20 protein-coding genes and 2 pseudogenes are annotated in these 21453 nt (G+C 61.4%); 8 read left to right on the top strand and 14 right to left on the bottom strand.

Going from position 1 to position 21453, the window contains the following annotated elements; translation table 11 throughout:
• Positions 1 to 19: 19 nt before the first annotated feature.
• Complete coding sequence (locus AC1RM7_RS23135) at positions 20 to 1246, bottom strand: MFS transporter (protein ID WP_492839507.1); 1227 nt, start codon at positions 1244 to 1246, stop codon at positions 20 to 22.
• Positions 1247 to 1454: 208 nt separating this feature from the next.
• On the opposite strand from AC1RM7_RS23135, the pseudogene AC1RM7_RS23130 reads away from it, so the two are divergent.
• A pseudogene (locus tag AC1RM7_RS23130) lies at positions 1455 to 1565 on the top strand (VIT1/CCC1 transporter family protein); the annotation flags it as partial.
• A gap of 275 nt (positions 1566 to 1840) precedes the next feature.
• Positions 1841 to 2167 (top strand): annotated as a pseudogene (locus tag AC1RM7_RS23125) (transposase); the annotation flags it as partial.
• A gap of 283 nt (positions 2168 to 2450) precedes the next feature.
• On the opposite strand, the gene AC1RM7_RS23120 reads toward AC1RM7_RS23125, so the two are convergent.
• Positions 2451 to 3419, bottom strand: coding sequence for an alcohol dehydrogenase catalytic domain-containing protein (locus AC1RM7_RS23120; RefSeq protein WP_393986245.1), 969 nt, complete (start codon positions 3417 to 3419; stop codon positions 2451 to 2453).
• A gap of 394 nt (positions 3420 to 3813) precedes the next feature.
• Between AC1RM7_RS23120 and AC1RM7_RS23115 the strand changes: the two genes are divergently transcribed.
• The 3 genes from AC1RM7_RS23115 to dnaK all read left to right on the top strand — a co-directional run bounded on the left by AC1RM7_RS23115 (position 3814) and on the right by dnaK (position 7751).
• A complete protein-coding gene (locus AC1RM7_RS23115) occupies positions 3814 to 4650 on the top strand; it encodes a universal stress protein (RefSeq protein ID WP_281807069.1) in 837 nt (278 codons plus the stop codon).
• A 241-nt stretch (positions 4651 to 4891) separates the two neighbouring features.
• Positions 4892 to 5539, top strand: a complete 648-nt coding sequence (locus tag AC1RM7_RS23110; RefSeq protein ID WP_137901556.1) for a hypothetical protein — start codon at positions 4892 to 4894, stop codon at positions 5537 to 5539.
• Between the two features lie 310 nt (positions 5540 to 5849).
• Positions 5850 to 7751, top strand: a complete 1902-nt coding sequence (gene dnaK / locus AC1RM7_RS23105; RefSeq protein ID WP_393986244.1) for a molecular chaperone DnaK — start codon at positions 5850 to 5852, stop codon at positions 7749 to 7751.
• Between the two features lie 75 nt (positions 7752 to 7826).
• Here the strand turns inward: dnaK and AC1RM7_RS23100 are convergent, their stop codons facing one another.
• Positions 7827 to 8216, bottom strand: a complete 390-nt coding sequence (locus AC1RM7_RS23100) for an SDR family oxidoreductase (protein WP_393986294.1) — start codon at positions 8214 to 8216, stop codon at positions 7827 to 7829.
• Positions 8217 to 8380: 164 nt separating this feature from the next.
• Here AC1RM7_RS23100 and AC1RM7_RS23095 point away from each other — a divergent pair, with 164 nt between their 5' ends.
• Positions 8381 to 8755, top strand: coding sequence for a LysR substrate-binding domain-containing protein (locus AC1RM7_RS23095; RefSeq protein ID WP_393986293.1), 375 nt, complete (start codon positions 8381 to 8383; stop codon positions 8753 to 8755).
• A gap of 31 nt (positions 8756 to 8786) precedes the next feature.
• Here AC1RM7_RS23095 and AC1RM7_RS23090 read toward each other — a convergent pair whose 3' ends face one another.
• Together AC1RM7_RS23090 and AC1RM7_RS23085 are read right to left on the bottom strand one after the other, a co-directional pair.
• Positions 8787 to 9422 (bottom strand): HdeD family acid-resistance protein, encoded by a 636-nt coding sequence (locus AC1RM7_RS23090; RefSeq protein ID WP_393986243.1) that lies wholly within the window; start codon positions 9420 to 9422, stop codon positions 8787 to 8789.
• A 336-nt stretch (positions 9423 to 9758) separates the two neighbouring features.
• On the bottom strand, positions 9759 to 10676 hold the full coding sequence (locus AC1RM7_RS23085; RefSeq protein WP_393986242.1) for a YfdX family protein: 918 nt from the start codon (positions 10674 to 10676) through the stop codon (positions 9759 to 9761).
• A gap of 513 nt (positions 10677 to 11189) precedes the next feature.
• Here AC1RM7_RS23085 and AC1RM7_RS23080 point away from each other — a divergent pair.
• Together AC1RM7_RS23080 and AC1RM7_RS23075 are read left to right on the top strand one after the other, a co-directional pair.
• Positions 11190 to 11843, top strand: coding sequence for a BON domain-containing protein (locus tag AC1RM7_RS23080; RefSeq protein ID WP_281807078.1), 654 nt, complete (start codon positions 11190 to 11192; stop codon positions 11841 to 11843).
• A 417-nt stretch (positions 11844 to 12260) separates the two neighbouring features.
• A complete protein-coding gene (locus tag AC1RM7_RS23075; RefSeq protein ID WP_393986241.1) occupies positions 12261 to 12989 on the top strand; it encodes a LuxR family transcriptional regulator in 729 nt (242 codons plus the stop codon).
• A gap of 149 nt (positions 12990 to 13138) precedes the next feature.
• On the opposite strand, the gene AC1RM7_RS23070 is transcribed toward AC1RM7_RS23075, so the two are convergent.
• From AC1RM7_RS23070 to AC1RM7_RS23030, 9 genes are all read right to left on the bottom strand, one after another.
• Positions 13139 to 15277 (bottom strand): type IV secretory system conjugative DNA transfer family protein, encoded by a 2139-nt coding sequence (locus AC1RM7_RS23070; RefSeq protein ID WP_393986240.1) that lies wholly within the window; start codon positions 15275 to 15277, stop codon positions 13139 to 13141.
• Entirely contained in the window at positions 15274 to 16311 is a 1038-nt protein-coding gene (virB11, locus tag AC1RM7_RS23065; protein ID WP_137901549.1) for a P-type DNA transfer ATPase VirB11, read from the bottom strand. The genes AC1RM7_RS23070 and virB11 overlap by 4 nt, the downstream gene beginning before the upstream one ends.
• Positions 16274 to 17620, bottom strand: a complete 1347-nt coding sequence (gene virB10 / locus AC1RM7_RS23060; RefSeq protein WP_137901548.1) for a type IV secretion system protein VirB10 — start codon at positions 17618 to 17620, stop codon at positions 16274 to 16276. Before virB10 ends, virB11 begins: the two co-directional genes overlap by 38 nt.
• A 6-nt stretch (positions 17621 to 17626) precedes the next feature.
• Positions 17627 to 18430 (bottom strand): P-type conjugative transfer protein VirB9, encoded by an 804-nt coding sequence (virB9, locus tag AC1RM7_RS23055; protein WP_137901547.1) that lies wholly within the window; start codon positions 18428 to 18430, stop codon positions 17627 to 17629.
• Entirely contained in the window at positions 18427 to 19140 is a 714-nt protein-coding gene (locus AC1RM7_RS23050; protein WP_137901546.1) for a VirB8 family type IV secretion system protein, read from the bottom strand. The genes virB9 and AC1RM7_RS23050 overlap by 4 nt, the downstream gene beginning before the upstream one ends.
• The gene (locus tag AC1RM7_RS23045; protein WP_137901545.1) at positions 19137 to 20267 is read right to left on the bottom strand and encodes a TrbL/VirB6 family protein; all 1131 of its coding nucleotides are present in this window, start codon (positions 20265 to 20267) and stop codon (positions 19137 to 19139) included. The genes AC1RM7_RS23050 and AC1RM7_RS23045 overlap by 4 nt, the downstream gene beginning before the upstream one ends.
• 8 nt (positions 20268 to 20275) lie before the next feature.
• Positions 20276 to 20452, bottom strand: a complete 177-nt coding sequence (locus AC1RM7_RS23040) for a hypothetical protein (RefSeq protein ID WP_492839516.1) — start codon at positions 20450 to 20452, stop codon at positions 20276 to 20278.
• A gap of 17 nt (positions 20453 to 20469) precedes the next feature.
• Positions 20470 to 20661, bottom strand: coding sequence for a hypothetical protein (locus AC1RM7_RS23035; protein ID WP_137901544.1), 192 nt, complete (start codon positions 20659 to 20661; stop codon positions 20470 to 20472).
• Positions 20662 to 20737: 76 nt separating this feature from the next.
• Positions 20738 to 21448, bottom strand: a complete 711-nt coding sequence (locus AC1RM7_RS23030; protein WP_137901543.1) for a type IV secretion system protein — start codon at positions 21446 to 21448, stop codon at positions 20738 to 20740.
• Positions 21449 to 21453 lie beyond the last annotated feature (5 nt).

Raw genomic sequence — 21453 nt, 5'->3', positions numbered from 1 at the left:
TTTCGGGGCGAGGGGCACGTCAATCCTTGCTCGGGTCAGGGGAGGTGCTGCTGGCCCAGCGTTGCGACAGGCCGAAAGCGATCAAGGCAACCACGGTGAACCCCGCGCCGGCTAGAAAGGTCGCGGCCGGACCGTAGGCGTCCCACAAGCCGCCGGCGATGACGCTGGCGATCAGCATGGCGATGCCTCCGGCGAAGTTGAACACGCCGAACGCCGTCCCGCGAAGATCCTGCGGGGCGGTGTCGGCCACGAGGCTCGCGAAAAGCCCTTGCGTGAGCGCCATGTGCAGTCCCCAGAACACGACACCGATCATGACGAGTGAAATGGTCGAACCGAGCGCGAGTATGAGGTCGGCGACGATCAGGCAGACGATACCGACCGCGAGCAATCCACCTCTTCCGATCCGGTCGGAGAGCACGCCGGCCGGATAGGCGCCAAGTGCGTAGACGATGTTCATCACCACCATGACGGTGGGCACCAGCGCGATCGGCAGACCGACATTCTGGGAACGCAGGATAAGGAATGCCTCGGAGAACCGGGCAAGGGTAAGGATGGTGGCGACGCCGACCACGGCCCAGAACTGGCCGGGCAGGCGTTTCGCATCCACGAGACGGAGCCTCGGCTTGGCGTCGGCTTCGTGCCGGACCGGTTCGCGGACGGCGAAAATCATCACCGCGAGCGAGATGAAGGCCGGGACGACCGCGATCCAGAACACGAAGCGGAAATTGTCGGAGCTGAGCGACATCAGGACGATCGCGGCGAGCGGCCCGGCAAAGGCGCCGACCGTATCGAGCGCCTGACGCAGGCCGAAGCTCGCCCCACGCACCTCCGCCGGCGCCAGATCGGCGATGAGCGCATCCCGAGGGGCATCGCGGACGCCCTTGCCGATACGATCCATGAATCGCGCCCCCACGACCCAGCCGACCGAGTCGGCCAGCGGGAAGATCGGCTTGGTGAAGGCGGCGAGGCCATATCCTAGGGCGGTCAGCAACTTGCGCTTGCCGAGCCAGTCGGACAGCGCGCCGGAGAATATCTTGGTGATGTTGGCGGTCGCTTCGGCGATGCCTTCGATGAAGCCGACCGTCAGCGTCGACGCGCCGAGCACGGTCACGAGATAGACCGGCAGCAGCGCATGGATCATCTCCGATGAGATGTCCATGAACATGCTGACGAAGCCGAGCGCCCAGATGCCAGACGGGAGCTTGGTGCTCGATCTAGACGTGGCAGGCGGTGTGTCTATTGCCATTTCCCAGGGACTTCGGAACGGGGCGTCTCGCGGCGCGAGTCTTACCGATACCATGTTTCGCGGAGTATTCCCCCGACGGGATATCGAGCTTCTGTAAGCTCCCAGACACCTCCGTCTGGTAGAATTGAGATTTCAGCAACGCTTGAACGAGGGAAGCGCTGCGGATGAAACCACTGAAACCCCTGGAACCAATGGAGCAAGGTTGAGCATGAGTCGTCTGCATAAAGAGAGGCACCTTGTCGGGCGAATTGGATGGCTGCGCGCCGCCGTGATCGGCGCCAATGACGGCATCATCTTGACGGCGAGCCTGATCCTGGGCCACCCTCCAAGGCTGTTCAACGCTCTTGACGCTGTGAGGGGGGCGCGAGAGCGCCGGGGGAACTGAGCGGCGTTTTTCCACTTTTCCGAGGGGATCTTCTCTGAATCTATCGGGAGCAACCTGATTCGGAGGTTGCTCCATGACGACGATTGATCTCGCGCCCTGCCTTGCCGCGATCCCGGACCGCCGCCGAGCCGAAGGGAAGATGTACGGCCAAGTCGGCGTGATCCTGTTCTCGCTCATCGCGATGCTGAGCGGGGGCGCGGTCGTACCGGCGTGTGGTGGCGCTCACCCTTGCCGATCCGCCGGGCGAGACGACGCACTGGACCGCCGACATGATGGCAAAGGAAGCCGGCATCAGCGCCAGCGCCGTCAGGCGCATCTGGAAGGCGCATGGCCTCGCACCCCACCGCTGGCGCCAGTTCAAGCTCTCCAACGATCCGAAATTCGTCGACAAGCTGCGCGACGTCGTCGGACTCTATGTCGATCCGCCGGCCCACGCCATCGTGCTGTCGGTCGACGAGAGGAGCCAGATCCAGGCGCTCGACCGGACCCAGCCCGGCCTGCCGATGAAGAAGGGGCGGCTCGGCACGATGACGCATATGTGGACGGGCCCCTCCTCGCAAGGTGTTGAGCAGCGTTTTGATCGGATCGCTTGCGATCATATGTCCGGCCTCTGTTTTGTGCGGTCGCACATGACCGCGGGCCAAGATGGTTTCCGCAACGCGAGTTCCTAACACGACTGCGACCTACAACGGCCAGTGAGTCATCCGGAGTATCTTGCGTCATGGATCGATCGATCACACCACCTGCTCATTCTCTTGCAAGTTCCGACATCAACAAACACGGTCGCATTTCGTCTGCTCCCCGTGTTTGGCTGATGTTCTAAGCCGCGCACGCCATACTAGGCGGCACAGCATTGGTTCGGTACGCTTCGCCGGTCACCATCATCTTCCAGGCGATGCGCGCGATTTTGTTCGCCAACGCGACGGCGACGAGCTTCGGCGGCTTGCGCTTGAGGAGGTCAAGGAGCCAGGGCGAGGAATTCCTGCCCCGTCCGTCGCGGACTCGTCGCAGGAGGGCGGTGGCGCCGACCACCAGAGTACTTCTCAAGGCTTCGTCGCCGGCGCGTGTAATCACGCCGAGCCGGACCTTGCCGGCTGTGGAGTGATCTTTCGGGGTCAGGCCGATCCAGGCGGCAAAGTGCCGGCCTGATCGGAAGCCCTCGGGCGTTGGCGTCTTCATCATCAGAAGCGATGCGCCGATGGGAGTGTCAGGAATTTCGTGTGCGGGGCGGCCAGTGAGTAACGCAGCTAATCCGACCGGACCGGCGCCGACGATGGCAACGGACCCGCCAGGTTGCACTTTGCCGTTGAGAACACCGCATTCGAAGCCAGTCGGCAAGATGTCGCTCAACATGACGAGGGCGTCTTCGTCGGCCCCGTCCGGGATCGGATAAAGGCTGGTGTCGGCGTGAGGAATACGAACGTACTCGGCCTGAGTCCCGTCGATCGTATTGCCAAGGATCCAGCCTCCTGTGGTGCAGTGAGAATACATTCCACGCCGGCAGTACTCGCACTTCCCGCAGGACGAGATGCAGGAAATCAACACGGAGTCGCCCTTCTTGAACTGGGTTACACACGCGCCAACCTGCTCTATGACTCCAACGCCCTCATGGCCAAGGATACGTCCAGGAGTGCACGACGGCACGTCTCCTTTGAGGATATGGAGATCGGTGCCACAGATTGTGGTCTTCGTCATCCTTACAATTGCGTCGGTCGCGCTGTCGATCACCGGGATGTTGCGGTCCTTCAACGTCTTTCGGCCCGGTCCCTCAAAGATTAGAGCTTTCACAGCGGTCTCCGCGTCTGACTTTCTTCAAGTGCGGTGGCCAGGATAGGTGAGGCTCGACCACCATGCACTGACGTTGATCATTTTTCCAAAGCAAGTCCCAAGACCCACGGTCGGGGTCTCGCTCTGGTGATCGGAAAAGCTACGGCAATGGAGATTGGCTCGCAGAACAGAACCAGCCTGAGTCATCGCAGGTGTCCCTCCGAGTGCAAGTCCTGACCAAACAGCGGCGTCAGATTGTGAGGGGCGATGGTCGGGCTTCCGCGGTTTAAGGCGCGCTCATGGGCAAAAGGGCGGCGAAGCTGACGAGCGTCAATGTGTTCGCACGGTCGAGGTCTCATCCTACTGGGCCGACCGTCGACATAGGTCAAACCGTTGCCACAGCTTGGAGGCGAGAATGATAAAGGTCTTGGTTGTCAGAGTTGACGGAACCAGTGGCGACGAATTCCGCCTCGCAGCCGCAGAAAGTTTGGCGAAACTCTTCGAAACGCATGTTGTTGGCCTGATAATCAATGTTCTGCCCGAACCGATCATCGTAGAGACCATGACCAGCGTAACCGACTGGTCAGAGAGTCTTGAACACGCACGCGCACAAGGACGGCAATTCGAGGAGCGGACGAAGGAGCGGCTGAAGAGTCTCGCTCCTTCGTCGGAGGTGCGTCGTATCGATGCATATTCCCATGAGCGGGCGTTCCTCACCGCCCGGGAATGTCGGAGCGCAGACGTACTCGTCGGTCTTCGACTGAGCGACGATGATGATACAATTGAACTGCATGACGTGATCGAGGAGACGCTATTCGAGGCGGGCCGACACATCTTTCTCGTGGCCGACCAGAAGACCTTCGATGGAGGCTTTGAGCATTCAGTTGTCGCTTGGAACGGGAGTCGCGAGGCAACGCGTGCAGTGGCGGAGGCCTTGCCGTATCTGAAAAAATCAAAAGCGGTAACTGTTCTGCGCATAGGCGCCGAAACAGATTCAATCCTCTCGGCTGTGCAGGATGACAGGCTGGTCGCATACCTCCGGAGACATGGCATTATCGCTTCGCTGGAGCGAGTTCCGCACAAGGGGTTCCAGGACATTGCGACAGTGCTCATCCATGAAGTGGTCGCTCGTAAGGGCGATCTGCTCGTGATGGGTGGTTACGGTCATTCGCGCCTGCGCGAATGGTTGCTCGGAGGCACTACATACAGGTTACTTCGTAAGTGCCCGATCTCCCTTGTGATGGCGCACTGAAGACGGCCTTGTACACTACCGACCGCATTGAAGAATGTTTCGAACGCTATGCGCGGCGTCGCTGCGTCCGTGAACAAGCAAAGTAGTTCACGCATCCCTTTACTCATAGGATGTGCTGTCGCGTCTTTGCATTGGTAGCAATAGCGGGCGTCGGGAGTACCTCCCTGCGGCGTCGTGGGTTCAGGCCGGAGGGTTGCATCAATGAAATGCAGGTCTGCCATAAGGGTTGAGGCGCGGTGAGATGACCACTGTTGATGACGAAGAAATTCTCGAGACCCGAAGGGTGCGCGAGGTTGCGGGTGTGTTTCACAAATCGGATGTCCTTGAGGACACGATTGAATCCCTTTTGCTCGCGGGCTTCGACCGGTCAGACGTGGATATCATGGGTGAAGTTGAAGCCGTCAGACGCCGTCTCGGCCAGCTCTATATTCCACCAGAGGAGCTTGCCGATGTGCCGGGAACACCGCGCCGTGCATTCGTCGCGCGAGATGACCTCGCATTGGCGACCGCAGGTGTCGCTGGAATTCTTTTCTATGTCGGCGCGGCGGCCACAGTAATGTCTATCGTCGCTTCCGGAGGAAGCCTCGCGGTTATAGCAGCGGCTGCGATGGCCGCCGGGACGGTTGGAGCGGGTGTCGGCGCGGCAGCGGTGCGGCTGCTCGGAAAAAGGCAGGCGGAGGAACTCGATCTCCAGCTGATGTCAGGGGGAATTGTGCTCTGGGTGCGCGTGCGAACGGCCGAAAAGGAAGCGGAAGCGCAGGAAATCCTAGCAAAGTTTGGCGCTGAAGCGATTCGTGTCCATGAGATAGATATCGCGAAGCGCCTCGAGGACGTTCCGCTTGCGAATGTCCACCCGGACCCCTGGCTCGAAAAGGACGTGCGGGGTTAGGAGACCGGGCTCCCGAAGCGCCAAAGTGCGAACCTGTTCATAGGGCAGAAGACACATCCGCCAGACAGGGCCGATGCGTTCCCACCGAATAGGAGAGGCAGCAATCGGCCGGTTGCCAGCTGTCAGTTCCCGCGGTGCGAGCGCATTTTGCCGTCGGCCCGCGAAAGCACGCCGTCGCCGTCGACCTGACTATTGTCCCTGCATGGCGAGAGTGCCGCAAGACTGACGTCCGTCAACGTCGATGGTCTCGGGTAAGATCATAATTCTCAGCACGGATTAGACCGAGGTTCTCGAGCTAAGGAGACATAGTATGGCAGGCAAGGTGATTGGTATTGACCTGGGTACAACCAATTCCTGTGTGGCAATCATGGAGGGCTCGCAGACCAAGGTCATCGAAAATGCCGAGGGTGGTCGCACCACGCCCTCCGTTGTGGCCTTTTCGAAGGAGGGTGAGATCCTCGTAGGGCAGCCGGCCAAGCGTCAGGCCGTCACAAATCCCGAAAACACCATCTTTGCGATCAAACGCCTGATCGGCCGTCGCTACGACGACCCCATGGTCGAGAAGGACAAGAAGCTGGTTCCATATAAGATCGTTCGGGCGGATAACGGCGACGCCTGGGTGGAGGTGCAGGGAAAGAAGTATAGCCCCAGCCAGATCAGTTCTTACATACTCGTGAAAATGAAGGAGACGGCCGAAGCATATCTCGGCGAAAAGGTCGAGAAGGCGGTCATCACCGTTCCCGCGTATTTCAATGATAGCCAGCGCCAAGCAACCAAAGACGCTGGCAAGATCGCCGGACTCGATGTTCTGCGCATCATTAACGAACCGACCGCCGCTGCGCTCGCGTATGGTCTCGACAAAAAGAAATCAGGCACGATTGCGGTTTACGATCTCGGGGGCGGTACGTTCGACATCTCGCTGCTGGAGATCGGCGACGGCGTGTTCGAAGTGAAAGCCACCAACGGCGATACGTTTCTCGGCGGCGAGGATTTCGACCAGCGGATCATTGATTGGCTCGCGAGCGAATTCAAGAAGGATCAGGGAATTGATCTGCGCAACGACCGCCTTGCGCTTCAGCGTCTACGTGAAGCGGCGGAGAAGGCAAAGATCGAACTCTCATCGGCCCTGGAAACCACCATTAGCCTGCCGTTCGTCACGGCTGATCAAAACGGCCCAAAGCATCTTGAGATCAAGCTCCGGCGGGCCAAGCTGGAAGAGTTGGTCGATGAGCTGATTCAGCGCACCGAAAAGCCATGTCGGGACGCAATGAAGGATGCGAAAATTAAGGCCGAGAAAATCGATGAGGTCGTGCTCGTGGGCGGTATGACCCGCATGCCGAAGGTCCAGGAGACAGTGGCCGATATCTTCGGCAAGGAGCCGCACAAGGGCGTGAATCCCGACGAGGTGGTGGCGATCGGCGCCGCCGTTCAGGCCGGCGTGCTGCAGGGCGATGTCAAGGATGTGCTGCTTCTCGACGTGACCCCGCTGTCGCTTGGCATCGAAACATTGGGGGGTGTGTTCACGCGTCTCATCGAACGCAACACCACCATTCCGGCTAAGAAAAGCCAGATCTTCTCCACCGCCGAGGACAACCAGACTGCGGTCACGATCCGTGTCTTCCAGGGCGAGCGCGAAATGGCAGCCGACAACAAGCTGCTCGGCCAGTTCGATCTCGTCGGCCTCCCCCCGGCGCCTCGCGGCCTCCCGCAAGTCGAGGTCACTTTCGACATCGACGCCAACGGAATTGTCAACGTCTCGGCTAAGGACAAGGCGACGGGCAAAGAACAACAGATTCGCATCCAAGCGTCCGGCGGCCTGTCACAAGCTGACATTGAACGCATGGTCAAGGAGGCAGAGGCGAACGCGGAAAGCGATAAGAAGAGGCGGGTCCTGGTTGAGGCGAAGAACCTGGCGGAAACTGAGATTGCTGCGAGCCAGAAAGTCCTAGGTGACTCCAGGGACAAGACCCCCGCCGCCGATGCGAGCGCGCTTGAGAAAGCGATTGAAGACCTGAAGTCTGCGGTCGGCGCGGACTCGGTTGCGGATATCGAAGCTAAGACGAAGGCGCTGCGGACGGCGACATCGAACCTCGGAGCGAAGGTCCACGAGAGTGCCGCCGGCGGCCCAGGTGCAGAGAGCAAGTCCAGCGATGAGGTCATCGATGCTGACTTTGAGGAAGTCGACGACAAAAACAACAAACGCCGACCGTAACAGTTGCCGGGCCGCGCCGGATGGCGGCGTGCAAGCGGTCCTACAAAGCGCAGCCTGTATCGCCGCATCCGTTGATCACTTGCCGCCTGTGACATCGAGAAATGTGCCGGTGCTGAAGGAGGCCTCGGCGCTTGCTAGCCAAGGATCGCTCGCGCAACCTCTTCGGACTGCCCGCCCGTGCCCCATGGGGATCGATCTTTGTCTCGATCCTAGTCCCGGCTCTCCCCCGCTGGCATGCATCTCAGTGTAGACGGGCCCCAGTCCGATGCAGTTGACGCGTATGCCGTCCCGAGCGACCTCCGTGGCAAGGCCGGTTGTGAACCTCTCGAAGGGCAGCCTTCGAGGCGGCGTAGTCCACATATTCGTTCGGACTTCGAGCCGGGGCGAGGCCGACGAGATGTTGATGAGCGCCCCGACCACTTTGGCGATGCGCTGGCACGGCTTGGTCGTTACCGTGCCGACCATCCGCATGTCGAAATGGCGGTCACGACGATTTCGTGCGTCGTTGAGGAATTGCGAGGTGGCGTCGATGTATCGATCCGACGGGGCGTCGTTAGGGAGGATGGGTGGCGCCAACATCGCGTCGTGCCGGTGCTGGTTGATGTCGACACGCTGGTTATGAGCCCGCGCTGTTCGCGAAGCGGCCGATCCTGAAGCCCGCCGATATCGAGCGGCATACTCTGCTCGCAAGCGAAACCCGCCCCGGCGATTGGGCGAACAGGCTCGTGCCGGCGCTCCCGCATCTTGTCCGACGCCCGCGCAAGATATTTGACCGATCCACGCGCCAGGCAGTGGAAGACGGGCTCGGCATCGGGGTCGGCCCGCTACCGACGCTGGCGATCGACATCGCCAGTCGACGGCTGACGACGCCGCTGCCGGATATCCTCTTCCCGAGGACCGGTTATGTCTCAATCATCCCGCAGCAGGCCGAAAGCGGGAAGCATGCTGCCAGCTTCGTCGACTGGCTTGTCGGGGAGCCTCAGGGAGCGGTCGGCGATACTTGACAAGCCCAGTCACCCCGCCGGCGCCCGCGATTCAGAATAGTGCCGCTTCTTCGCGTCCAGACGTAGATGCCCCCGATGACTTTCGCAGCTTCAGTCCGAGCGCGATGAGGACGACCCCAAGGATCGCGGCATAGATGCCGAGCAGCCAGCCCAGTGCGAGGAAGGTCTCAAACGGCCGCGTTACCAGAAGCCAAATGACGAGTATGCTGAGCGCGACGGAAAGAAGGCCGCTGATAAACAGCCAGACCTCGCCCTTAATCTCGTTTCTCAAGCGAATGGCAGCAGCTATTTCAAACACACCGGAGAGCATCGACCAGAACGCAATGCTCACCCATAGAAACGTTGCAAGCACCAGCGTGGCGACAAATGGCGATACCACCACGATAATGCCGGTCAAGACGCCAAGCGCGCCGCTGAAGGCAAGCCATCCCCATCGTTCCTCCTTACGGATCCGTCGAATGGCGGAGACGAGTTCGAACGCGCCGTCGACGAAGGAGTACGCACCGAATACGAGCGTCAGCGCGAGCAGAGAGTCTGCCGGCATTACGAAAGCGATTACGGCGATGATTAAAGCCAAAGCTCCGCGGAGTACAAAGACCCACCAGTTTTTTTGCAACGTGCAGATCAGAACTCCTGTTGCAGGCAGGGGAAGCGTGTCTTGGTTCATGTCGATTTCCTTTTTTGGATCGTCCTGAGGTTTCCCCGGTGGGTTTAGCCAAGACTCTGCGCGGGGTTGCCGCATCCGCGGGGAGTGGGAGTCGCTTGGCCGGCCGTATTGCCGCTAGTTCCAGAGTACATCCCGCGGATGGGTCCACTCGGTCCTCGCATGCAGCTCCGCCACCTCCTCCGCTTCGAGCAGTGTTTGCCGCTCGAAGCTATTGGGAGGTCTCGTTCCACCCGGAGCCAGAGTCCGAGCGAAGTGCTGCTCAAGCTGCTGGCGGCCGAGCCATGTACGAATTTGCGGACGGGTGGAGGCGCCCCGGTCTGCCGAGCCGACGTTGCATCAAAACAGGTCTGAGACCTGCTTCTTGATCCTGTCGAACCAACCCTTGCCGCTCTTCCCACCACTTGACTTCTGTTCGATCTCTTTGATCTGCTCGAATATCGGCTCGAAGTCCGCCTTCTTGCCGTAACCCAAAGCCTCCGCCATTCTGATCTGCTTCCGGGCTTCGTCGAGTTGCGCGGCGAGCGATTTGTTGCCCTCTTCCGAGCGCTTATCGTCTTCCGCGAGCTTTTCAGCATCTTTTAAAAGAACCTGCGCGCGCAGTACGGGCAGTGGCACGGCCACCTCCGTAATGACCAGCGTGTTCAGCGCCGCCTGAAGGGTGTCTTTTGCTTCATCCACCTTGCTCTTGGCGATGAGGCCGGCCGCGGACTTGATCGCCGTAGGATAGGCAGCGAGTGGCAAATTCGTGGTCTGGAACACCACCTCGCTGGCGAGGTTACTGACCAACGGGCGTGCCTTTTGAACTTCTCCGTCGCCGAGCAGTCTCCGCGCCTCCTTGATCGCGTCTTTTACGGCATTGGGATCCGCGTATAGATCGCGGATGACGACCCCGGTGTCCACCGGCGCTAGTGCGAGCTTGGGGTCCCGCGCCAGGATAAGTTCGAGCTTCCCGGTAGCGACTTCAAGCGCCTCGAGGGCCTCTTGTGTCTTCTTGTCGCCGAGCAGCGCCAATGCCTTCTTCGTTTGGTCGAGCGCTGTCTCGGCGTCGACGACGATCTTCTTGCGTTCTTCGTCTGCCCGTTTGGCGACGCCAGCATCCACTTCGGGTTGTGCTGACTTCGCCGTCGGCGATTGCTCCTGCGCCGGGTTCGCCTGAGACTGGGACTGTTCCTGCCCACGGGCTGGAACCCCATGTGCGGCGACCAGGCTCAGCGCCGCCGCGGAAAGCAGTATACTTTTAAGATTGGTTGTCATTGATGATCTCCCTTGTTGCAGCGTGGTTGAATCAGCGCGGGCTCAGGGTTGCACCGGCAATCGCTACGGATCTGCACATCGGCCTCAACCTGATGCGTCAGGTCCAGCTCACGGGCCCTTTCTCTTGGCGGGCAAGCGCCGCGGAGCTGTCGGCAGACAAAGAGCATTGATGGCAACTCCGCCTCCGACCGACACTGACAATCGACAGTTTTTCGCGAGATACGGCGCTCGAAGCGCGGACAGCTGTTTCCGAAGGCCCGCTCACGCGGCGTGACAGGGGGCGCTCCACGGGTTGCAGCCGGCCTGCCCCTGAAGGTCGGACGTTTGTTTTCCTGCCAAGTGGCGGTTCGTCGCGAGAGCAGCTTCGTGCTGAATCTGCGTCCACATCGAAAACTGACGCCTGTCAGCGCGCGCCACCATGCCCGGCGTAGCGTGGTTACGCCGTAAGTTGCGGAGGACCGACCAGGGGCCTCGCAGCGCGGCCATGCTCAATTGGCAGAAGGAAATAGAACAATGAGATCTGACAGTGACATCAAGCGCGACGTGGAATTCGAGCTGAAGTGGGACCCCGACATCGACGCCACCGACATCGGCGTTGCGGTCAAGTCCGGCGTCGTGACGCTCACGGGTTTCGTCCGCAGCTATCTGCAAAAGTACGAAGCAGAGCGGGCCGCAAAGCGTGTGTCCGGAGTTCTCGGGCTGGCGAACGACATCGAAGTGCGGCTTCCCACCGAGAGTCAGCGTACGGATCCAGAGCTGGCGCGCGACGCCGTTGCCGCGATCAAGACCGAGCTCCCCTACGCGCACGAAAATATCAAGGTGCTGGTGAAGACTGGCTGGGCAACGCTTGAGGGCACCGTCGAATGGGACTACCAGCGCACGCGCGCTGAACGTGCGGTCCGGGCACTGAAAGGCATAAAGGGTATCAGTAACCTGATCACGCTGAAGCCCCGCGTCGCGCCGTCCGAAATCAAGTCGAAGATCGAGGATGCGTTCAAGCGGAGCGCCGAGATTGACGCCAATCGGATCGTTGTGACCGCAAATGGCGGCGAGGTGACGCTCACGGGCGCGGTTCGCTCGTGGGCCGAACGCCAGGAGGCTGAGCGGGCCGCCTGGCGCGCACCTGGTGTGACGAAGGTGGACAACCGCATCACCATTGCTCCCTGACGCAATCCAATGAGTAAGCGGAGAGCGGATATGCACATCCCGCTCTCCGCTTATCGGAAACGTGAGTGCGACGAAAGTGTCAAAAAGCGAAGGTTCCTGGGCGCCCTCGGTAGGCTCGGTAGCAATCGCAAGCCCAGAATCTTTCCATGCAGGTGATCGACCTTCGTGGATCCCAATCACCGTGGGACATCGAGCACGACGTCCAAGGCCGGCGCCGAGGTCCCTCTGGAAACTCCCGAAGATGGACATGGCTTCCTATCGGAGGGGTCTGCGCGCAGCTCAAACCACGTTCTCTCGACGCGAGGTCGCACGCCTTACCGATTTGATCGACCGAAACCGACCTCTTGCGAGTTCCTCCATTCAGAATGGATCGAGCTATCCCCAAGGGAGACGCATGAAAAAAAGGAGGAGCGGAAGGTGCCCGACCGATTCAACCAAACAGTGGGCTTTATCGAAGCAGTCGAGAAAGCGCAGAGCGCGATAGAAGTCGAAGCGTGTCTACTCGCATTTGCTGCGACCCTTGGTTTCACATCTGTGTTCGGCGGCATCGTTCCGTTGCGGCCGGTCCCGCTAGACGAAATGCCAAAACGCATTTTGTTTCAGCGATTTCCGGAAGGTTGGGCGGAGCGATACAACGATAGCGGCTATGTACTACGTGACCCCATCGTCTTGCGGTTACTGTATGATCGGGCGCCGTTTGCATGGTCTGATGCCTACAGGACTGATAGAGAACGGGAGAACGTCAAACTGATTAGCGGAGAGGCGACAGAGTTTGGGCTCCGGGACGGCTACGTCGTTCCAATTCCAACGATCGAAGGTGACCTTGTCGCCGTTTCTTTCGGAGGTCCGGCGAACGCTATCGAGCCTAGCGAGGTTGCTGCGCTTAATTTCGCTGCAAGCTACGCGGTTGGGAGCTATCTCCATCACCGAATCGCACGCAGACGACTCTCCGCAGCTTTGACCCCCCGAGAGTCCGACTGTCTTTTATGGGCGGGGGAAGGAAAAACGGATTGGGAGATTTCGGTTATTCTAGGCATCTCCCGCGCAACGGTTTTGAAGCACGTTGCCGCCGCGCGCGAGAAGCTCGGAGCGGTAAATAAGGCGCACGCCATTGCGACGGCGATCCGAATCAAACTCCTCGCGTAAACTCATGGCAGCGTCTGAGAATTGATAAGACGCACGGCTCAGCGAAATGAATTTAGCGACGTAAGGGAGCTTTTGAGACTGTAGCTGCGCGGGCTCTTAGAAAAGCATCTAGCTTCCCTCGCGGTGCGCTCTCTAGCCGCCTCAAAGCCTCAGCGCTCTTCTCCGAACTCACTATCTAGATCTTTAAGGGTCTGCGCTGCCTGGCGAAGTCTGGGTCCAGGTGCATCTAATACGATATTGATCATTGCCGCGAAATCGTCAGCCTCGTCCCGCCTCGCCGCAGCAAGAATGTCCCGCACATTGCAGGTCTCTCCTGAGGGAGCGGGGGGTCCAGCGCCGAGCTCGAGACCCTTGCGGGGCTGCGGCGGCGGCGCCGGCGCCGTGGTCAGAACAAGGGGCGCACGGGCTTCCTTTGCGGCGGCGCTGGGCCTCTTCGCCTTCGGCGCACTGGTTTGAGCCGGCCGGCGGGGCGAGGCTTTGCCAGATCGCGCCGGTGCGCGGGCAGCGGCCGCCTCCGTTGGCTCCAGATGTGACGTGTCGGGGCCGGGGTTAATCGCTCCCTGAAGGGATTCATCCTGCCAGACCCGCAATCTGGGCAGAGGCGGCGGGACGCTTCTCGCGCGCTCGTAATAACCGCGATATGGCTTGTCCAAGTAGTGCCTGATCTTGGTCAGCTCGAACGACGGGGAATTTTTTACCATCAGGATGGACAGGCGCGCCGACATTTCCCGTAGCTCGAGCGGGCTGCGCAGGGGGCGCGGCGTGTAGTGCGGCGACCAGACTCGCGGCGCGAAGATGCCCTGGCCCGGCCGCTGGATCGGCGTCTTATAGACCTGCGTGGTCTCACCAAGCATTTTGGAAACGAAGTCCGAAGTCTCAAGATCGTTGATCTGGATGAACAGCTTGATCTGCGAGCCAGAGACTGTGGTGATGCGGGTGTTCTTGCCGTAAAGCTCGTCGAGCTGCGCGAGGTCCTGCATGACGATTGCCATCCGGAAGCCATATCCGGCGCTGATCGTGATCTTGGAAATCAGCGAATCCATTCGGCCGACGTGATAGAACTCGTCGAGCATCAGCAGAACCTGATGCGGCTCGTCGTCGCCGGGAATCTTGACCATTAGAAGGTCGTGGATTTGCTGGAACAAGATGCGAATGAGCGGCCGGAAGATTGAAAGCTCGGCGATCGTGCATCCGATGAAGATTGTCATCGGCGTGCGCCGCAGCTCCCGGATGTCGAAGTCCGAGGTTTCCGTCGCGGCCGAGATGAGACCGTTGTTCCAAAGGCTCATCGCCATGTTGACGTTGAAGACCGCGCTGTTGCGCGTCTCCGGCTCGAGCGCGATGTATTGATTGAAGCTGTCGACCACCCATGTCGGCAGATTTTGTCGCTCGGTGCGGACGATGGCCCGCAGCACCGTCGAGATGTCCTTCCCGGTGGTCGTCATACGGGCCACCGTGCGCATGTGCTGAGCGCCCTCGATCAGCGGCGAGGAAAGCACATAGCCGATCAGGGCGGAGAGCAAGAGCCGACCGGCGCCGGCCCAAGTGTCGTCGGCCTTTTCTGGAATGACGAAGGAGGCGACCACGAGACAGTCGGTAGCCATGCGCTCGTCGCGGCGCACGAAGTCGAGAGGATTGTAGCGGTGTGTGTCGTTCGATCCCGGCGAGAACATGAAAACCTTATTGCCCATCGCCGTGCGATGGTTGGCGAGGGCCTCGAAGTTCTCGCGCTTCGGGTCGAAGAAGACTGCCGAACCTTGCCACACATAACCATTGGGCAGGACGAAGCCCGTCCCTTTGCCGGACCGCGATGGTCCGACCACGAGGATATGCGCAGGTTCGTCGGAACGGATGGTGACACCACTGAGCAATCCGAGGACGATTCCACGTTTGCTGGTCAAACCCCGCTTCGCCGCTTCCATCAGATTGCCGAAGCGAGCCGCTCCGTACGGCATCTGTCGACGGTTGATGTAGGCGAAGAGCGCGCCGGCGAGGCCAAGGGCGACCACTGCGGCGGCGGCGTATCCGGCACGGATGAGTGCCTCGGCGCGCGTCGGCGGATAGACCAGCCGCTCATAAAAATGGCGCCATGCCACCAGAAAAAAGTCGGCGGAGCGGTCGGCATTCTGCATCGCGAACAGCGCCCAGCGGCCGGCGCCCTCGCTCGGGAACCGGTGGGGCGCCCAGCGCAGCGCGACCACCACCTCATACGCCAGGCTCCAGAACAAGCAGAACGCCAGAAGCACGAGAAGCCCGATGCCAATGCGGAATGCGATGATGCGGCTCATCGGTCATACCTCGCGGCGTGCTCGCGTCGCCAGTCGGGCATGCGCGAGAAATAGATCTCGGATGTGCCGCGCCAGCCGCCAACCTTGGTTTGTTGAACCACGATCGGAAGAACGGACTTGATGTACGCGATGATCTCGTCACGCCGCAGACCAAGCCCGGCCTGCATCACCATCAGCGCCAGCTGTTCGAAGGCGCCGGCCGAACTGTCGGCATGGACCGTCGTGATGCTGCCGGGATGTCCCGTATTGATCGCGCGCAGAAACGAATAGGCTTCGGCGCCGCGGATCTCGCCGAGAAAAATGCGGTCCGGACGCAGCCGCATGGAAGCCTGCAGGAGCATTTCGACCGTAACTCGCGCTTCGCCCTGGTCCCCCTTCGAGGCCACCAAGGGAAGGTAGTTCTTCTGGATCGGATTGACCTCACGCGTGTCCTCGATCGTGATGATGCGCTCGTCGGCCGGCACTTCCTTGAGTATCGCGTTCAGGAACGTCGTCTTTCCGGAGCTTGTCCCTCCCGAAAGCAGGATCGAATATCGACTGACAACGGCCAGCTTGATAAAGTCCTCGATGCGGCCTGCGTCGAGATGCTCGCACAGGCGGCGATCGACGTCGGACAAGGCGCCCTCTTCGGCCATCGCGACCTTGTCGAACGATCCCATGCGGCGATAATCGTCGAGCCGCATCTCCTTGATGACCTGCTTGCGGATGGCAAACGCACCGCCCGAGGTCGTCGCTGGGGGAATGACGCCTTGGAAGCGCTCCCCCGTTGGCAAGGCCGCGGACAGAAGCGGATGTTCTTCGTTGACGCTTTGCCCCGAATGACCCGCGACGCGCTCGGCCAAGTGGCGGATCGCGTGTTCGCTGAGCGCTGGCACCTCGTGCCTTTCCATCGCCGATTGTCCAAACCGTTCGACCCAGACTTCCCCAGGCCCATTGGCGCAGATCTCGACGACCTGATCGTCCTCGAGCCAAGGTCGGATCGGCTCCAGCGCGCGATCAATGAAGACCGTCAGGCTTCGCGCCACTACGCTCACGCTTCAGCTCCCTGAGGGCTTCCTTGACCGGATCGGGATACAATGCCGAGAAATCGAGATCGCGCCGCACGAACACGATGATCCGCGTTCCCTGGTCGAGGTAGATCGTCGGTGGAATGTTGATCGAGTTGCGCAGGGCCTCCTGAGCGATGTTGGTCAAAGTTTGGGAGATGTTCTGTGCGGCGATCTGACGGGCCTGCAGGGAAAGCTGGTTCTGGTTCACGCCGGTTTGGGTCTGCGTCACGACGCCGGTCACGGGGTCGGTGGTCGTGATGACCGTGCCGTTGCCATAGCCGTCGGTGTTCTGTCCGTATGCGCTGAGGAATTGTGCTCCCCCGCCGACCAGCGACAGCACGATCGCCGAGCCGAAGCGCTCGAGATAATGATTGTCGACGAAGCCAGCGTTGCCGGCACGGCCGAGCTCGTCGGCGCCGTTCGAACCGAGTTGCACCGACACGCCGTCGGACCGCAACATCCGGGTCCAGACGATGAAGACCCGGGTCTGGCCCTGGGCGATGCCGGACCGATACTCGCCGATCAGGCGGCTGCCCGACGGAATAAGCACGCGTCGGCCGTCGAACGACCAGACATTCTCGGTCACGACAGCCCGCACCATGCCGGGCAGATCGCTCTGTACGGCCGTTTCCAGCACGCCGCGGATCAGCGTGCCCTGCGCCACCAGCGCGTCGATGCGGTCGTTCTTTGATGCGCGGGCCACTTCGACCCCTGCGGCGGAGACCGATGCGAGGAAGCGCCTATTGGGATCGTCTTCGTTGCCTGCCGCACCACGAGGTCCGTCCTCGCCATTCGTAGCGGCGGCCGCCGAGGCGTTATCAGCGATCACCTGTGGCGCGCGCAGCCGCTCCCAGCGCCGTCGCTCTTCCTCCTGGCGTTGCCGCTCGAGCTCCGCGAGCCGCCGCGCCTCGTCATCGTTGGGCGGTGCCGCGACAAGGGGCGGTTCCGGTGCCGGCGGCGGCGGCAGCGCCAGGGGCGGTGCGACCGGAGGAGCAGGCGGAGCGGGTTCGGGCGGCGCCGGCGGCACGACGATCGTGCCCTGATCGGTTTGCGGACGGGGCGTCGAAAGCGACGGCGCCGGAAACTGGGTGGTCGTGAATTCTTCTTTGTCCGGCGTCGTCAACGTGGGAGTCCGGCGGGCCAGCGATCCGTAGATGAGCCAGGCGGCAATCGCCAGCGCCCCAAGCGGTATGGCGATCTTCAAGAAACCGCCGACAGCGGTTCGCCCCCGGGCGACAGAGCTGGCGGCGGCCGCCTCGAGCTCCAGTGAACGATAATCGTCGGCCGTCGGCATGCGCGCTCAACCTCCCGAGGCGGTGGCCGCGCCCACGCGCTGCGGCGCGTAAGGCTCAAGGCCTGTCGGCTCATGCACGTTGGTCAGACGGCGGTTGAAGATGCAGGTCGATTCCTGGCCGTTGCGCAGGGTCCATTGCGCGGAGACCTTGTCGACGACGACATAGGGTCCCTCTGTCCGGAAATTGACGAGGCTCTCATTGCGATCCGCGTCGACGATGAAGATCGCCGGCGTCTCGCCCTCGAACCGAAACCAGGTCTTGGTGCCGTCGTCGAAGACGGCGACCGGCTTGTTAGTGGAAGACCCCTTGTAGCCGTAGTTGCTGTTGGCGTTCGCGATGTTGAGCGCTTTCAAGTTCGGATTGGCGGCGCGCTCCTTGGCTTCGGCAAGCAGCCGGGCGCTGGCTTCGTCATCCGGGAAGCGAAACCGCACGGCGTAGATCTGATTCGATGGCGGGCGCGTGTTCGAGCGCAGCAGGAACGAGTAGACTCGCTTGTCGGTCACGACGTTGAGATTGGATTGCGCGTTCTTCTCCACGGGTTTGATGAAGATGATGTCGCCTTTTCGGTTCGGCTCGACGCGCCAGGCAATGGAATCGCCGAGCGCCAACGTCTCGATCTTTTCGTCAGGCTGCAGCTGGATCATCGTCGACGTGCCGTAGGTGGCGTCGATTGCGGTGACGTTGTCCCGGCTGTAGACGACGTCGCGCACACGCGGGTCGAGGCGGCCGGGACGCGGCGTCGATTCGGCAAGCGCCGCGCCCGTCGACAGTAAGAGGGTAAGAAGCGCAAGAGCGGACGGCCGCATCATGGCTGCTGCCCCACGCTGCGCGGAGATGGCGCCGATTCCTGGTCACGCCGATATTCGAGCACCTGGAAGCCCAGCGGATTGTCGAAACGCCATTCGTTGCGCATGGGCGCGGACGTGTAACGGAAGCGCACCAGAGAAACCCAGTGCCGAGTCACGATGTTGGTGGCCGACTTTTCGTCGGTGGAGAAGCGGACCAGAGCGGTGCGGTTGTTCGGAAAAGTCACCGACTTGATGGTGACGCTGACCTCGGTGTTCGTCCCGTAGATCTTCACCGGGTTATTGGGATTGGCGGGCGAGTAAATCTCGGTGAGCTCGCGCGCCGCGTCTCCGGCGGCGAGGAGTTGGGCGAGATCAAAATTATCCTTCAGCGCCTTCGGATCGTAGGTCTCGCGCGCTTTGATGTAGCGCACGACATTGAACATCGTCACCGCCTCGTCCTGCGTCAGCGGTCCCTCCGCGGTCGGTCGCTTGACCTCGACGAACCCCGTCGTTTTGTCGACGACGACCATATAAGGCTCGTAGGTCTTGAGTGGCACGAGGAGCGCCAGCACGGCGAGCGCGGTGACGGCAACCACGGTCATCACGGTGGCGACGATCCAGGCTAGCGCGCGCGAGTTGCGGTTGCGCCGGGCGATATCATGCTCCCAGGTTGCGCCGTCGGCATAATAGCGCGGATCAACCCGGTCGGACTGGGTCGTGGTATCCGTCACGGTCTTCCTCCCCCGCCCTGCGCCGGCGGTGCGCCGGAGTTGCGGAGTTGGTCGGCGAGCCGACGGAACTCTGCGGACTGCGTCCAGCTCGCGGCGCGGAGGCCGACGCGCGCTCTCTGCCGCGCGGCCAGCTCCTCCCGCCGCGACATCGAAGCGGGGTTGAACGGATTGCGGAAGGCGAGGCGCGCTCGGTTGGCGGCCGCCCCCATCCGGTAGCCGGAGGCCGTGGCCAGGACCGCGCCGAGCCGGGGCGCGAAGATCGGGACGCCACCTGCGATAGCGGCCGCCATGTTATTGATCTGGCTCAGCAGGAGGATGCCGATGATGGCGAGCAGCACCACCGGTCCGATTGTTGCCCATGTGGCAGACTTGCTGTTGGCGACGCCGTTCAGCGTGTCGATCGATTGCTGGATCAGCGAGACATAGAAGGCGAGGAAGGCGTATACGAGCACCTGCACAAGGAAATACTGCGCGAGTGAGCTCATCCAGCCGCTGAAGAACCGCGACGTGACGCCGAACATAAGCAGGATGATGAATAGCGGCGCCAGGGCAAGCAGAAGCCACATGAACATCTTCGACAACACGATCAGGAAGATGGCGAAACCGATCAGGATCGCCATGACAACGTAGAAAACGGCGGCGAAGATGTAGGGTCCCCAATTGGTAATGCCGGCATTCTGTAGAAACGCCTCGGTCGCGCTATTGGTCGTGTCCCACATGTTCTGCAAGGCCGACTGGACGGCGTTGACCGAGGTGAGATTGGCCGAGGTGCCGGTATTGTTGGCGGAAGTGACGGCGCTCAGCAGCGCGTTGCCGATGGCGGAAGGACCGTCATTCAGTATCGTATACACGAAGGTTTGGAATTCTCCCCAGCGGGTCGCCAGGACATAGATCATCATCGCGCGAAAGAGCCGGAAGGCATGATCCGTCGGGCCGCCGCTGGCCGTGCCCTGCCAGATCCCGACGCCCCAGAAGATTACGTAAAGCGTCAGGAGTAGACCGGCGACGCCGGTTGTCCCGCCCGATGTCGCCGCGTTCGCGAGGGCCTGATATGCCGTCGAAACGTAATTCTGGCCAAGCTGGTCGACGGATTGCAGTAGCGAAGTGATATTGAAATTGTTGGCCATCGCGCTCCTCAGATCGGCCGCATCGGGCCGCAGGCGTCAACGGCCTCAACCGCGGCTCGAGCGGGCGGCGCGGGAGGGAGCTGCGCGTAGGCCAGCGGCGCGCCGCCCTCGTCGGGTGAACACGGCGCTTTCAGCGGCTTATAGGCACAGCCGCCGAGCGCGAGTGTGAGTAGTGCGCTGGCCATGAGGAGCGATACCGATCTCACTGCGGCGGCGCCTTGGGTTGCGTGAATGTCATGGCCCGCGAGGCGGATTCCGCGGCATCGTTCCGGTTGGGGGACGTTTCAGCGGTGCCCGTCGCCGGCCATGAGGATGGACGGAGCGCGTAGCGTCCGACCGCGACGCCCACGGCGAGCGCAACCACGGCTGTCGCGATGACAATGGCCTTCGACATGGGGGGCCCCAGATGTTGTGTTGCGCCGTCCCGCGCGGCGTGCGCGAAAGCTTTTCGCGGCTCGCCGCCCGCTCCGCTACTGAGTGAATTTCATGGCGCGCGCCGCGGCCGACTCCGCCGCGATGCGATCGAGATTGGCCTGGTTCGCCGCAGCGGCTGCATTGTTCGCAACCCCGTTCAGTTCATTGATCGTCAGGCCGGTCTGAACCTGCACCTGGGTATTCTGATCGATGCTGCCTTTCAGATCCTGCGCTTGGCCGATCTGCTGGCCGCCCTGCTTGAAAGCGCTCGATCGCTGCTGCACCGCGCTCTGTGTCGAGTTGATGAGCCCCGAGAGCGTAGCGGCGACGTTCACGGAACTCTTGTAAGCCGTGTCCACGGGGTGGCTCTGGCCGCTGGTGAGACCGGTGATCGTCTGTACGAGCTGCAGGCCATTGATCAGAGTCGACACGATGTTCTGCGAGTTCGAGCCCATGCCGGCGAAAGACAGCGCCCCGCCCGAGATCACCGATCCGAGGGAGGGCGCCTGCGCCATGGAGAAGCCGCCGCCGAGGGCCATTTGTGCGAGCGTTCCTTGCGCCTGGGACGAGCGATCGCCCGTCACCGCTTGCAGCGTCTTCTGGGTGAACTGCATGATCTGCTGATCGGCGGTCAGGATCTTCTGGGTGCTGGTTGCGATCTCCTGGGCCTTTTGCAGGTTGGCGTTGTCGATTACCGGGACTTGCGCCAACGCTGGCGACAATTGGGCGGTCACGATGATGGCGATGAGGGCAAGGATGGTGCGCATGAAAA

The organism is Afipia sp. GW822-FHT03D08, assembly GCF_058801645.1.
The sequence above is the reverse complement of the archived record's forward strand: the minus strand, read 5'-3'. Positions and strand labels throughout refer to the sequence as shown.

What these genes read in the sequence shown, in the direction of transcription:
- AC1RM7_RS23100 (WP_393986294.1), bottom strand. Translation starts at nt 8,216, where the DNA reads ATGGTCGGCACGGTAACGACCAAGCCGTGCCAGCGCATCGCCAAAGTG.
- AC1RM7_RS23085 (WP_393986242.1), bottom strand. Translation starts at nt 10,676, where the DNA reads ATGACAACCAATCTTAAAAGTATACTGCTTTCCGCGGCGGCGCTGAGC.
- AC1RM7_RS23030 (WP_137901543.1), bottom strand. Translation starts at nt 21,448, where the DNA reads ATGCGCACCATCCTTGCCCTCATCGCCATCATCGTGACCGCCCAATTG.
- AC1RM7_RS23115 (WP_281807069.1), top strand. Translation starts at nt 3,814, where the DNA reads ATGATAAAGGTCTTGGTTGTCAGAGTTGACGGAACCAGTGGCGACGAA.
- AC1RM7_RS23040 (WP_492839516.1), bottom strand. Translation starts at nt 20,452, where the DNA reads ATGGCCAGCGCACTACTCACACTCGCGCTCGGCGGCTGTGCCTATAAG.
- AC1RM7_RS23110 (WP_137901556.1), top strand. Translation starts at nt 4,892, where the DNA reads ATGACCACTGTTGATGACGAAGAAATTCTCGAGACCCGAAGGGTGCGC.
- dnaK (WP_393986244.1), top strand. Translation starts at nt 5,850, where the DNA reads ATGGCAGGCAAGGTGATTGGTATTGACCTGGGTACAACCAATTCCTGT.
- virB9 (WP_137901547.1), bottom strand. Translation starts at nt 18,430, where the DNA reads ATGATGCGGCCGTCCGCTCTTGCGCTTCTTACCCTCTTACTGTCGACG.
- AC1RM7_RS23135 (WP_492839507.1), bottom strand. Translation starts at nt 1,246, where the DNA reads ATGGCAATAGACACACCGCCTGCCACGTCTAGATCGAGCACCAAGCTC.
- AC1RM7_RS23070 (WP_393986240.1), bottom strand. Translation starts at nt 15,277, where the DNA reads ATGAGCCGCATCATCGCATTCCGCATTGGCATCGGGCTTCTCGTGCTT.
- AC1RM7_RS23045 (WP_137901545.1), bottom strand. Translation starts at nt 20,267, where the DNA reads ATGGCCAACAATTTCAATATCACTTCGCTACTGCAATCCGTCGACCAG.
- AC1RM7_RS23080 (WP_281807078.1), top strand. Translation starts at nt 11,190, where the DNA reads ATGAGATCTGACAGTGACATCAAGCGCGACGTGGAATTCGAGCTGAAG.
- AC1RM7_RS23035 (WP_137901544.1), bottom strand. Translation starts at nt 20,661, where the DNA reads ATGTCGAAGGCCATTGTCATCGCGACAGCCGTGGTTGCGCTCGCCGTG.
- virB10 (WP_137901548.1), bottom strand. Translation starts at nt 17,620, where the DNA reads ATGCCGACGGCCGACGATTATCGTTCACTGGAGCTCGAGGCGGCCGCC.
- AC1RM7_RS23090 (WP_393986243.1), bottom strand. Translation starts at nt 9,422, where the DNA reads ATGAACCAAGACACGCTTCCCCTGCCTGCAACAGGAGTTCTGATCTGC.